The organism is Streptomyces sp. NPDC059224 (genome assembly GCF_042754285.1).
Lineage (GTDB): Bacteria > Actinomycetota > Actinomycetes > Streptomycetales > Streptomycetaceae > Streptomyces.
The window spans coordinates 24,893-36,510 of sequence record NZ_JBHZAN010000066.1 but is presented as its reverse complement, the minus strand read 5'-3'; the positions used below and the strand labels follow the sequence as shown (position 1 = coordinate 36,510).

The 11,618-nt window shown below is 70.1% G+C and carries 12 protein-coding genes; 9 read left to right on the top strand and 3 right to left on the bottom strand.

The features are described 5' to 3' along the window. Positions 1-106 precede the first annotated feature (106 nt). The 9 genes from ACFXI4_RS42535 (at position 107) to ACFXI4_RS42495 (ending at position 7,859) form a co-directional block, all read left to right on the top strand. On the top strand, positions 107-751 hold the full coding sequence (locus ACFXI4_RS42535; protein ID WP_362724180.1) for an HAD family hydrolase: 645 nt from the start codon (positions 107-109) through the stop codon (positions 749-751). 93 nt (positions 752-844) lie between these two features. Continuing rightward, positions 845-1,576, top strand: a complete 732-nt coding sequence (locus ACFXI4_RS42530) for a VC0807 family protein (protein WP_385002485.1) — start codon at positions 845-847, stop codon at positions 1,574-1,576. A gap of 81 nt (positions 1,577-1,657) precedes the next feature. Beyond that, positions 1,658-2,878, top strand: coding sequence for an MFS transporter (locus ACFXI4_RS42525; protein ID WP_385002482.1), 1,221 nt, complete (start codon positions 1,658-1,660; stop codon positions 2,876-2,878). Further along, positions 2,829-4,001, top strand: coding sequence for an acetoin utilization protein AcuC (locus ACFXI4_RS42520; protein ID WP_362724189.1), 1,173 nt, complete (start codon positions 2,829-2,831; stop codon positions 3,999-4,001). Before ACFXI4_RS42525 ends, ACFXI4_RS42520 begins: the two co-directional genes overlap by 50 nt. A gap of 164 nt (positions 4,002-4,165) precedes the next feature. Further along, a complete protein-coding gene (locus tag ACFXI4_RS42515; protein ID WP_385002478.1) occupies positions 4,166-4,981 on the top strand; it encodes a phosphatase in 816 nt (271 codons plus the stop codon). 130 nt (positions 4,982-5,111) lie between these two features. Continuing rightward, positions 5,112-5,321 (top strand): helix-turn-helix domain-containing protein, encoded by a 210-nt coding sequence (locus tag ACFXI4_RS42510; RefSeq protein ID WP_067299677.1) that lies wholly within the window; start codon positions 5,112-5,114, stop codon positions 5,319-5,321. Positions 5,322-5,453: 132 nt separating this feature from the next. Continuing rightward, a complete protein-coding gene (locus ACFXI4_RS42505; RefSeq protein WP_003948845.1) occupies positions 5,454-5,552 on the top strand; it encodes a 30S ribosomal protein bS22 in 99 nt (32 codons plus the stop codon). A 170-nt stretch (positions 5,553-5,722) separates the two neighbouring features. Beyond that, positions 5,723-6,784 (top strand): NAD-dependent epimerase/dehydratase family protein, encoded by a 1,062-nt coding sequence (locus tag ACFXI4_RS42500; RefSeq protein WP_362724195.1) that lies wholly within the window; start codon positions 5,723-5,725, stop codon positions 6,782-6,784. A gap of 13 nt (positions 6,785-6,797) precedes the next feature. Beyond that, entirely contained in the window at positions 6,798-7,859 is a 1,062-nt protein-coding gene (locus ACFXI4_RS42495) for a lysophospholipid acyltransferase family protein (protein WP_385002474.1), read from the top strand. Between the two features lie 130 nt (positions 7,860-7,989). Here the strand turns inward: ACFXI4_RS42495 and ACFXI4_RS42490 are convergent, their stop codons facing one another. The 3 genes from ACFXI4_RS42490 to ACFXI4_RS42480 all read right to left on the bottom strand — a co-directional run bounded on the left by ACFXI4_RS42490 (position 7,990) and on the right by ACFXI4_RS42480 (position 11,595). Then, complete coding sequence (locus ACFXI4_RS42490) at positions 7,990-9,246, bottom strand: DUF5667 domain-containing protein (RefSeq protein WP_385002471.1); 1,257 nt, start codon at positions 9,244-9,246, stop codon at positions 7,990-7,992. A gap of 234 nt (positions 9,247-9,480) precedes the next feature. Then, positions 9,481-10,266 carry an ECF subfamily RNA polymerase sigma factor, BldN family gene (locus tag ACFXI4_RS42485; protein ID WP_385002468.1) on the bottom strand — a complete coding sequence of 262 codons (786 nt, stop codon included), beginning with the start codon at positions 10,264-10,266 and terminating at the stop codon, positions 9,481-9,483. A gap of 375 nt (positions 10,267-10,641) precedes the next feature. Next, positions 10,642-11,595, bottom strand: coding sequence for an HAD family hydrolase (locus ACFXI4_RS42480; RefSeq protein WP_385002465.1), 954 nt, complete (start codon positions 11,593-11,595; stop codon positions 10,642-10,644). Between the last annotated feature and the right edge of the window lie 23 nt (positions 11,596-11,618).

Sequence of the window (11,618 nt, the reverse complement as noted above, 5' to 3'; positions counted from 1 at the left end):
TGGTACTGCAGGGGGGACCCTGTGGGAGAGTAGGACACCGCCGAACAAATTTTGGGAAAGGCCCACGCCATATGGCGTGGGCCTTTTCGCGTTTATGCTCGACCTTATGCGCTACGACCTGGTCATCTTCGACAACGACGGCGTCCTCGTGGACAGCGAGCCCATCTCCAACCGGCTGCTCGCCGCCTATCTGACCGAGCTGGGACACCCCACCTCCTACGAGGACTCCATACGGGACTACATGGGCTCCGCGATGCACCGCGTCCATGAACTCGTCGAGGCGCGCACCGGGCAGCGACTGCCGGACGACTTCGACGATGTCTTCCATGCGCGGGTGTTCGCGGCCTTCGAAAGGGAGTTGAAGCCCATCGCCGGGGTCGCGGAGGTCCTGGAGCGGCTGGCGGCGGACGGGGTGCCGTACTGCGTGGCGTCGTCCGGGAGTCATGAGCGGATCCGGGTGGGGCACCGCACGACCGGCCTGGACCGCTGGTTCGACGTGTCGCGGGTGTTCAGTTCGCAGGACGTGGGGCGGGGGAAGCCTGCGCCGGATCTCTTCCTCTACGCGGCCGAGCGGATGGGGGTCGCGCCGGAGCGTTGTGCCGTCGTGGAGGACAGCCCCCTGGGGGTCCAGGCCGCCGTCGCGGCGGGGATGGACGTGTACGGCTTCACGGCCATGACGCCGGCCGAGCGGCTGCAGGGTGCCACCCAGCTCTTCTCCGAACCTGGACAGCTGGCTGACCTGCTGGAATGACGGGAGGCATCGGCACGGCGCTGACAATTGTCATACCCAGCTCCGGACGTTCGTTTCTACTGGGAGACCCCGTCCGGACGCGAAGCTGAGGGCATGACGAAGACGACGAACACCGGGTCCCGGAACAGGCAGCGGGTCGGCGTGGTGGAGAACCTCCGGCCGCTGATCGTGGACGTGGCGGTGCCCCTCGGGTCGTACTACTTCTTCAGGGGGGCCTTCGGGATGAGCACCTTCGCGGCGCTCGCCTGGAGCAGCGTGGTGCCGGCCGTGCGGACGGTCTGGAGTGTGGCCAGGGAACGCCGGGTCAACGGGCTCGCGGCGCTGATCCTGGCCGTGAACGTGGTCGGGCTGGCGCTGAGTTTCGTCGCCGGTGACCCGCGGCTGATGCTCGCCAAGGACGGCGCGGTCAGCAGCACGGTCGGCATCGGGATCCTGGTGTCGGTGGCACTGGGCAGGCCGATGATGACGGCGGGGCTGAAGCCCTTCCTGGTCAAGGGGGACACGGCCCGGGAAGCCGCCTGGGAACGGCTGGCCGCCGGGAGCGCGGTCCGGTCGGCGGAGTTTCTGCGCAAGGAGCGGGTCTTCTCCCTGATCTGGGGAGTGGTGCTGGTGGTGGAGTGCGTCGTCCGGGTCGTCGGCGCCTACACGATCCCCGTGGACACCATGGTCTGGCTGAGCTCGCTCCTCCTGGTCGTCGCGATCACCCTCGGCATGGTGGTCTGCGGTGCAGCGGCGGCCGAGCCGATGGCGTGCCTGATCACCGACGAGGCGCAGCGCCGGGAAGCCGGGCAGGAGCGGGAACGACAGCTGGTGGGCGCCGCCTGAGCGGCGCGAGGGTAAAGCTGAAGGAAATTCATCTTTGGCTGGATCTACCCACGAGTACGCCGGGGCCCTACGCTCGCCGCCATGACAGATGTGCTGCGGCGCGGCAGGGCCTCGTTGGCGTTCAGCTTCTTCACGCAGGGCGCCACCTTTGCGCTGCTCGTGACGCGCATCCCCGCCATCCAGGACCGGTACGGCGTATCCGACGCGCTGCTGCCGGTCTTTCTCGCCGCCGTGCCGATCCTGGCCGGCGTGGGCAGTGTGACCACCGAGCAGTTGGTGAAGCGCATATCGCCCAGCCGGCTGCTGCGCTGGTCCCAGCCCGTGGTGATGCTGGCGCTGCTCGGGGTAGGGGCCGGCGACGAGGTGGCCGAGCTGGCGGTCGCGCTGGCCGTGTTCGGGCTGGCGGTCGGGGCGCTGGACGCCTCGATGAACATGCTCGGGGTGAGTCTGCAGCGGACGTACGGACGCAGCATCATGCTCAGCTTCCATGCCGCCTACAGCCTGGGCGGGATTCTGGGGGCCTCGCTGGCGTGGGCGGGGGCGCACTGGCATCTCGCGCTGTGGGTGTCGTACCTGCCGGTCGTCGCGGTGCTGTTGCCGGCCGCGCTGGCGGGCAGCCGCTGGTACGTGGACGGACGGCCGGTGGAGGCCGCGGAGGACGGTGCGGGCGCCGGTGCGGGCGGTGGTGTGGTCTTCAAGCTGCTGCTGCCGCTGTGTCTGGTGATGACGTTCGCCTACATCGGGGACTCCACCGTCTCCAACTGGAGTGCGAAGTATCTGAAGGACGTGCTGGGGAGCAGTGAGCAGCTGGCCACCGTGCCCTACAACGTGTACATGGTGACCACGCTGGTGGGGCGGGCCATCGGGGACTTCGGGGTTCGGCGGTTCGGGGCCGTGGCGGTCGTACGTCTGGGCGCGCTGGTGGCGGCGGTCGGGTTCGCGGTGGTGGCGGGTGCGTCCGGGGCGTGGGTCGGGATGGCCGGGTTCACTCTGCTGGGGCTGGGACTGTGTGTGCTGGTGCCGCAGACCTTCGCGGCGGCGGGGCGGTTGTTCCCCGGGGATTCGGACGCGGCCATCGCCCGGCTGAACATCTTCAACTACGTCGGGTTCCTCGTCGGTTCGCCGTTGGTGGGTGCGCTGGGCGACGCGTGGAGCTACCGCGGGGCGATGCTGGTGCCGATGGTGTTGGTGCTGGTGACGTTGGTGTATGCCCGTTCGTTCGCGGTGCGCGCGGACCGATACGGTGGCGGGCATGAGCGGCCGCGCACAGCTGATGTGGGACGAGGCAGTAACGGGCTATGACTTCGGTCCGGGTCATCCGATGGATCCGGTCCGGCTGGCGCTGACCCGGAAACTGGTCGATGCCTTCGAGCTCGACCGGGCGGTGAAGGTCGTCGCGGCGAAGCCGGCCGGGGAGTCGACGCTGCGGCTGGTGCACCGGGAGGACTACGTCGAGGCGGTCAAGGCGGCTTCGGCGGATCCCGCGGCGGCCGATCAGTCCTACGGACTGGGGACGGTGGACGATCCCGCGTTCGCCGGGATGCACGAGGCGTCCGCGTTGATCGCCGGGCAGTCGGTCGGGGCGGCCGAGGCGGTGTGGCGCGGGGACGCCGACCACGCCGTGAACTTCGCGGGCGGGTTGCATCACGCGATGCCGGGGGCGGCTTCCGGGTTCTGCATCTACAACGACGCCTCGCTCGCCATCGCGCGGCTGCTGGAGCTGGGGGCCGAGCGGGTCGCCTACGTGGACGTCGACGTGCATCACGGCGACGGCGTGCAGGCCGCGTTCTGGGAGGACCCGCGGGTTCTGACGATCTCGCTGCATGAGCATCCTCGTACGCTGTTCCCGCAGACCGGCTGGCCGGAGGAGGTCGGGGCCGGTGCGGGGGAGGGCTCCGCGGTGAATGTGGCGCTGCCGGCCGGCACCGGGGACGCGGGGTGGCTGCGGGCGTTCCACTCGGTGGTGCCGGAGCTGGTCGCCGGCTTCCGGCCGCAGGTGCTGGTGACTCAGCACGGTGCCGACACGCATTTCGAGGATCCGCTGGCGCACCTCGCCGTCTCGCTGGACGCGCAGCGGGCCGTGCAGGTGGCCTGCCATGAACTGGCGCACGAGTGCGCCGGGGGCAAATGGGTCGCGTTGGGGGGCGGCGGGTACGAGGTGGTGGATGTCGTACCCCGGTCGTGGACGCATCTGGTGGCGATCGCCGCGGGGCGGGAGATCGCGCCGGAGACGCTGGTCCCCGAGGCGTGGCGGCAGGAGGTGTACGCCCGGACCCGGCAGTTGGGGCCGGGGCGGATGACGGACGGGCGGTGGCCGGTCGGATGGGCCGAGTGGGAGGCGGGGTACGACCCCGCCGACCGTCTGGACCAGGCGGTGCTGGCGACCCGGCGGGCCGTGTATCCGCTGCGGGGGCTGCTGGCGTAGGAGGTTCAGGTTCCCGTCCCCGCCGCCCCCGGACCGCCGCATCGGCCTGAACGGCCTCGCCCTCAACGCCGGACGGGCTGACGGGGCGGGGCCGTTAGGCCGGACGTGGGGTGTTGAGGGGGTTCCGGGGGGTTCGGTGGTCCGGGTCCGTCACCATCTCTGGCGTGGCGAGTGGTGCTGGACTTCGGGACTATCTGGTGGCTGCCGGGCTGGCGGGGGTGGTGGGTTCCGCCCGGGAGCGGAGTCTTCGGCGATATCGGCTGTTCGCGGCTCGGGATCCACGGGTGTTGATCGGTATTGATCCACAAGGAGACTGGACCGAGCGGGAGTTGGTTCGGTTGATGGCGGGCAGGTGTGGGGTTTCGGACGATCCGCGATGCGTTTCAGGGCATGATGTGATCGATCCCGAGCTGACGGTGGCCGCGCTGGACGCCTTCGCGGAGCGGGTGGGGGACGCGGCCCGACGGCGGGCTCCGGTGTTGTTCGGGACCGGTCATCCGCACCGGCTGATCGGGTTCTACGCCGGTCTCGCGGACGCGTTGTCGGCGGCGGGGTGTGAGATTCTCACCCCCGCGCAGGGTCGCTGTGTCGACATAACGACCCGGTTCGGTCTACGTACGTGCAACCTCGATTACGTACAAGGTGTCGGGTTGGTGCGGGAATCGGAAGGTGAACGCCCCGGTTGTGCGCCGGGTACGCACACGCACTCGCCGCTGCCGGTTCGGGTGGCACTGGATGCGGCGGCGGGGGGTGGCGGGCCACTGCCCGAGCTGGTGGTGGGAGACCACGGGTGGGTCTGCGGTGCAGGTCAGCTGGGGTTTGAGGCGATTGGTCTCGCGGATACGGATGACCCCGCGCTCTTCGTGGGCGAGGCCGAGGGGGTCGTGTCGGTCGCCGTTCCGGTTGATGACGGCGTGCGGTCCGATTGCTACATGCCGCTTACCCGCTACGTACTCAATCGAGCGTGTCTGTCACAGTAGGCCGCCGATGGGTGCACCTCTTCCCCACTCGCATCACCCGCCCCTACATTGGGGAGTGAGCACGCAACGACGAAGAGTCACCGGAAGGGGAAGCCGGTGGCCCGTCGAGTGCGGAAGGTTCAGGTGTGTCATGGCAGCTGGCGAGAGGCCTCTCAACGAGGTCGTGTTCCTGACCGTGGCGGAGGTCGCCGCGGTGATGCGAGTGTCGAAGATGACCGTGTACCGGCTGGTGCACAGCGGTCATCTGCCCGCGATCCGGGTGGGGCGGTCCTTCCGCGTCCCCGAGCAAGCGGTGCACGAGTACCTTCGCGAGAGCTATGTGGGGGTGGAGACCGCCTGACGGCCGCTCCGGAATTCGTGCCGGAGCACCTCGATTACGACCTCAGCGCTCGGGCGGGTAGGCTAGCCCCTCGTAGGTCGTATGGGCCCATGGCGCCCAGCACCGAGTGATGAGAAGTGAGCGAGGGTAGTCGTGGGCTCTGTTATCAAGAAGCGGCGCAAGCGGATGGCCAAGAAGAAGCACCGCAAGCTGCTCAAGCGCACGCGCGTTCAGCGCCGTAACAAGAAGTAAGTACGGCGCCGAGCCGCGAGAGCTTGTGTGTGGCCCCCCACCAGTACGGTGGGGGGCCACCGCATTTTCCGGCCGCGACGGCTCACCCCGGCCTGTCGGGGGTCATGCCGGCGCAACATCAACCCGCTAAGTTGGCCCCGATACGGGAACACGGAAGAAAGGCGCTGATCTTGTCAAAGGTCGTGCTCGTGACCGGAGTGGCCCGTCAGCTCGGGGGCCGGTTCGTACGACGGATCCAGCGTGACCCCGATGTCGAACGGGTCGTCGCCGTGGACGCGGTGCCCCCGGAGCACCATCTGGGCGGGGCCGACTTCATCCAGACCGACATCCGCCAGCCCACCATCGCCCGCATCCTCGCCGAGACCGGCGCCGACACCGTCGTCCACATGGACGTGACCGGTACGCCGCTCGGCAGCGGGAGCCGGGCCACCGTGAAAGAGACCAACGTCATCGGGACCATGCAGCTGCTCGGCGCCTGCCAGAAGTCGCCGAACGTCAAGCGGCTGGTGATCAAGTCCAGTACGAACGTGTACGGGTCCGCGCCGAAGGATCCCGCCGTCTTCACCGAGACGACTCCGCCGAAGTCCCTGCCGAGCGGCGGGTTCGCGAAGGACACGGTGGAGGTGGAGGGGTATGTGCGGGGGTTCGCCAGGCGGCGGCCCGATGTCGCGGTGTGCGTGCTGCGGTTCGCCAACATCCTCGGGCCGACCGCCGACACCCCGCTCGCCTCCTACTTCGCCCTCCCCGTGCTGCCCACCGTCTTCGGGTACGACCCCCGGCTGCAGTTCGTGCACGAGGACGATGTGATCGAGGTCCTGCGGATCGCCTCGCGGGAGCCGGCACGGGGGACCCTGAACAGCGGCACCTTCAACATCGCGGGCGACGGGGTGCTGTTGCTCTCGCAGTGCTCACGGCGGCTGGGGCGGCCCACCGTGCCGCTGCTGCTGCCGGCGGTCACCTGGGCCGGATCCCTGGTGCGGACCCTCGGCATGAGCGACTTCTCGCCCGAGCAGATCCGGCTGCTGACGCACGGCCGGGTGGTCGCCACCGGCCAGATGCGCGAAACGCTGGGATTCCAGCCGAAGTACACGACGGCGGAGACGTTCGCGGACTTCGTGCGCGCCCAGGCCACGGGGCTGCTGCCGCCGCAGGCGGTGGCCGCCGCCGTTGACCGGATCGCCGCCCTGCCCGTCCTGAGCGGTGGGAAGACACCGACGCAGAGCGCCAACTGAGGAGCGCAACACGATGGCGGACGCCAAGGTCATTCCGTTCGACGACGACCGGTCCCGCGGGGCTTCCGTGCAGCGGCCCGCCCGGCGCCGGGGGCCGGGAAACCGGCGCAAGGGCGGCGGCGAGCAGGCGGTGGTGCGGGAGGTCCAGCCTCTCGCGGGGCGGATCCCCGCGCAGGAAGATGTGCATGTGAACCGGGAGAACGCTGAGACGGATGTGACGGAGCCGCACGACGACGCCGGCCTGGAGCGGCGCGTCGCACGCGGTCTCGCGTTCCTGCGCCGGCGGCTGACCGGGGACTACGAGGTCGACGACTTCGGGTACGACGAGGAGCTGACCGACCAGGTCCTGATGTCCATGCTGCGGCCGGTGTACGAGAAGTACTTCCGTGTCGAGGTGAAGGGCATCGAGAACATCCCGGCCGAGGGCGGTGCGTTGATCGTCGCCAACCACTCCGGGACGCTGCCGATGGACGGTCTGATGATGCAGGTCGCCGTGCACGACCATCATCAGGCGAATCGTCACCTCAGGCTGCTGGCGGCCGATCTGGTCTTCGTGCTGCCGGTGGTGAACGAGCTGGCGCGCAAGCTCGGGCACACGCTCGCGTGTGCGGAGGACGCCGAGCGGCTGCTGGAACAGGGCGAGCTGGTCGGGGTGATGCCGGAGGGGTTCAAGGGCATCGGGAAGCCGTTCAGCGAGCGCTACAAGCTCCAGCGGTTCGGGCGGGGCGGGTTCGTCTCGACCGCGCTGCGGCAGGGGGCGCCGATCATTCCCTGCTCGATCGTGGGGGCCGAGGAGATCTACCCGATGCTCGGCAACGCCAAGACGCTGGCCCGGGTGCTGGGGATTCCGTACTTTCCGCTGACGCCGACGTTCCCGTGGCTCGGGCCGCTCGGGGCGGTGCCGCTGCCGACGAAGTGGACGATCCAGTTCGGGGAGCCGATCCCCACGGACGGCTATCCGCCGGAGGCGGCCGAGGACCCGATGCTGATGTTCAACCTGACCGATCAGGTGCGGGAGCAGATCCAGCACACGCTGTACAAGCTGCTCGTGCAGCGGCGGTCGGTGTTTTTCTGAGGTGCGAGGCGCCGAGTCTCGGGTGCGTGGGGGCTGGTCGCGCCCACGCGGCCAAGCCGCATATCGGAAGACAGCCCCGCGCCCGTGATGAGAACGGGGTGCCCCTCGACCGAGAGGCACCCCGAATCGGTCAGCCGTTGGCGTCCTCGCTGTCGATGCCCAGTCCGGGGAGGAGGCCGGGGAGGAGCGGCGGCAGGGTGACGTCCGGTGCGCTGGTCGGGCTCTTCGACGGGGCCGCGCTGCTGCCGCCCGAACTCCCGGTCTTCGGGGGGTCCAGGAGGCCGCCCGTGGTGCCGCCGATCAGACCCTCGTCGGCGCTGCCGGAGGCCGAGCCGCTGGGGCTGCCGGTGCCGGACTCGTGGCCCGAGGCGGAGCCGCCCGAGGACGACGGAGCCGTCGACCGGTGGCTGCCGGAGGAACCGGTCGACGCCGTGCCGGTGCCCTGCTCGCCGGTGCCGCTCCCGGTACTCTGGGAGGGCGGCTGGGGCAGCAGGGACTGCAGCGGGGCGACCTCTTCGTCTATGGCGTCGAAGACCGACGACACCTGCTGGCTGACGTCCCCGAGCTGGACCGGGAGCTTGTCGCGCAGTGCGCCCCAGGCCTCGCGGTGGGACTGGGCGAAGGCGGACAGCGCCTGCATCGGGCCCAGCGAGTTCGGATCGCGCTCGTAGGCCTCGTGCAGCAGCCGGTGGCCCTCGGTGACGTCGTGCTGCATCCCGGAGAGCGTGCGGCGGATCTCACCGATGGACTCGTGGTCGAGGTGGCCGCCACGGCCGCGGTCCATCAGCCGGCGGGCCTCCATCAGCCGGGTGGAGGCCTGGTCGAGGTAGGTCTGGCCGCGCTGGTCCTCGCCGTCGGACAGATAGTTGAGCTTGAAGTCCTCGATGCCTCGTTTCAGGCCGTACAGCGAGTCGCCGGGCAGGGCGTCGGAGCTGGCGGCGGCGACACCGCCGAAGGCTCCGGCGGCCACGCCGACGCTCAGACCGCCCGCGGCCAGGCCCTTGGTGAGCCGGGAACGCGGTCGTAGTTTGCCCAGCGCGCCGGCCCGGTGTGCGCCCTTGGACCGGTGGGAGCGCTGCTCCGGAAGCGACGCGTCCGCCGCCCCGCCCAGGGTGCCCTCCGCCAGCATGGCCTCCATCGCGGCCACCAGCTGGGCCCGGTGGACGACCTTGACCTCCGGGTCGAGCACCGGCTTGGGCAGTGCGGCGAGCCCTGTCGCCAGGGCCAGCAGCTCGCCCTGCTCGGTCCGCTCGGCCCGGTCCGCGGTGACCGGCGGATCGCCCGCCGGCACCTCGGACCGCTCGGCCGCCGGGTCCCGGTCGGGCTGCTCCTCCAGGGCCTGGGCGAAGGCGTTCGCCCGCCGGTGTGCCGATACGTTCGCGATCACTGGCGGCACCTCCTCTCGTCATGACGATCGACTCCCCAGGGGGTCCTGAGGGTTGCACGCCCTCGACCGAACCACACGATCGTGTGATCAGGGTCTTGCTGGACGTGACCACAGGGAGCCTGTATCCCGCACAACGAGCGGCTCGGCACTTGGGTTACGGACGAACGACGATCGGCTGAGAAAGGCAACGGGCTTTCACCGAACGTGAGTTGGATGTCGCCGAGGGTGCCCGCCTCAGCGCACGTCGTCCGGGAGGAGCCGGGCGAGCGTGCGCACGGCCCGGTACTGGAGGGTCTTGATGGCGCCCTCGTTCTTGCCCATCACGCGGGCCGTCTCGGCGACCGAGAGGCCCTGGAGGAAGCGGAGCGTCACGCACTCCTGCTGCTGGGGGTTGAGCCGGCGTACGGCGTCCAGGAGGGCGGCGTTCGACAGGGACTCCAGGACGGAGTCCTCCGGGGAGCGTTCGACCTCGTTGGCGTCGAGCATCTCGCCGGTGGTGACCTCCAGCCGGAACCGGCTCGACTTGAAGTGGTCGGCGACCAGGTTGCGGGCGATGGTGACCAGCCAGGCGCCGAAGTCGCGGCCCTGCCAGGTGAAGGTGCCGATCCTTCTGAGGGCGCGCAGGAACGTCTCACTGGTGAGGTCCTCGGCGGTCGCCTTGCCGCCGACGCGGTAGTAGATGTAGCGGTACACGGTGTCGCTGTACTGGTCGTAGAGGCGTCCGAAGGCGTCGGACTCGCCGGCCTGGGCGCGCTCCACGAGATCCATCATGCGGGCGCTGTCGCTGTCCGCGGCCGGACGGCGGGCGGTGGGCGCGGCGGTGCCGGAGGCACGGCCGCGTCTGCCCACGGCCGCACTGCCGTCGGCCAGTGCGTAGCACGGGCCGATCGGTGCGGCCGTGGCGAAGGCGGGGACGGCGTACGCGGTCGGGACAAGGCCGCGCAGCGTCTCTTTGACCGTTGCGACAGTTGCGCGCAGCGTAGCCAGGCCCGAGGCGTCAACCCCGACGTGTGGGTACACGGGACTCCCAGAGGCAGAGCTTCCATCACGTGCAGTGCGGAACCTTTCACCCGTCGTAGCGACGGAGGGGTACCGGTTTGCGTCTGAGGAGAATAACGCTTCGTGCAGGCACTGCTACACCGAGTTGCTCAAATCACCGATTGCGTCGCTTCTGTAACCGATTTGGGATGGTTCAAGTGTCGCAAGGTGATCGGTTGTTGATCAGAAAGATGCGTGTTGAGGCGGAGTCGAGGGCGTGTTGGGATGGCGCCGCGATAATTCGGGCGCGTGAGGTTTGAGGCGTCCCGTCAGGGGCGCGGGAAACCGCGCGGGCGACCACGGGTCACCCGCGGCCGGGGCACCCCCCGCGGTCCTGCGGCGATGTCGCGCCCCGCGCTACCGGCGCCGTCGGCTCAGCGCGATCGCCGCCGCCGTGCCGCCGGCCACCGCTCCCACCCCGGCCGCCGCCGGGATGCCCACCTTCGCCGCCTTGCGGCCCGTCCGGTAGTCGCGCAGGCGCCAGTCCATCTCGCGGGCGTGCCTGCGCAGCTTCGTGTCCGGGTTGATGGCGTACGGGTGACCGACCAGGGAGAGCATCGGGATGTCGTTGTGGGAGTCGCTGTACGCCGCGCAGCGGGAGAGGTCCAGTCCCTCGGCGGCGGCGAGCGCGCGTACCGCCTCGGCCTTCGCCGGGCCGTGCAGCGGCTCGCCGACCAGCTTGCCCGTGTAGACGCCGCCCACCGACTCGGCGACCGTGCCGAGCGCTCCGGTCAGGCCCAGGCGGCGGGCGATCACACCGGCGATCTCCACCGGCGCCGCCGTGACGAGCCACACCTTCTGGCCCGCGTCCAGGTGGGCCTGGGCGAGGGCCCGGGTGCCGGGCCAGATGCGCTCGGCCATGTACTCGTCGTAGATCTCCTCGCCGATGGTCTGGAGCTCGGCGACGCGGTGGCCCTTGACGATGGACAGGGCGGAGTCCCGCGCGTCCTGGATGTGCTGCGGGTCCTCGACGCCGGCCAGCCGGAACCACGCCTGCTGCCAGGCGAACCTGGCCAGGTCACGGGTCTCGAAGAACTTCCGCTTGTACAGGCCCCGGCCGAAGTGGAAGATCGCGGCGCCCTGCATGACCGTGTTGTCGAGGTCGAAGAACGCGGCGGCCCGGGTGTCGCCGAGCACCGGGAAGTCCGGTTCCGCGGCGTCCGTGGACAGGGCGCCGTCGGCCGGGGCCGACGCGTCCTCGGCCAGGGCTTCCTGGCTCTTGCGCGCGGCCTCCGCCGAGGCCTCGCCTGCCAACACGCTCCGCGCCGTGGCGGAGCGCCTACGGGGAGTGAGCCATCCGAGAGCGGCCATGTCGTGAGCATAGCCAGTCTGTT

What these genes read in the sequence shown, in the direction of transcription:
- ACFXI4_RS42525 (WP_385002482.1), top strand. Translation starts at nt 1,658, where the DNA reads ATGACAGATGTGCTGCGGCGCGGCAGGGCCTCGTTGGCGTTCAGCTTC.
- ACFXI4_RS42530 (WP_385002485.1), top strand. Translation starts at nt 845, where the DNA reads ATGACGAAGACGACGAACACCGGGTCCCGGAACAGGCAGCGGGTCGGC.
- ACFXI4_RS42480 (WP_385002465.1), bottom strand. Translation starts at nt 11,595, where the DNA reads ATGGCCGCTCTCGGATGGCTCACTCCCCGTAGGCGCTCCGCCACGGCG.
- ACFXI4_RS42495 (WP_385002474.1), top strand. Translation starts at nt 6,798, where the DNA reads ATGGCGGACGCCAAGGTCATTCCGTTCGACGACGACCGGTCCCGCGGG.
- ACFXI4_RS42510 (WP_067299677.1), top strand. Translation starts at nt 5,112, where the DNA reads ATGGCAGCTGGCGAGAGGCCTCTCAACGAGGTCGTGTTCCTGACCGTG.
- ACFXI4_RS42520 (WP_362724189.1), top strand. Translation starts at nt 2,829, where the DNA reads ATGAGCGGCCGCGCACAGCTGATGTGGGACGAGGCAGTAACGGGCTAT.
- ACFXI4_RS42535 (WP_362724180.1), top strand. Translation starts at nt 107, where the DNA reads ATGCGCTACGACCTGGTCATCTTCGACAACGACGGCGTCCTCGTGGAC.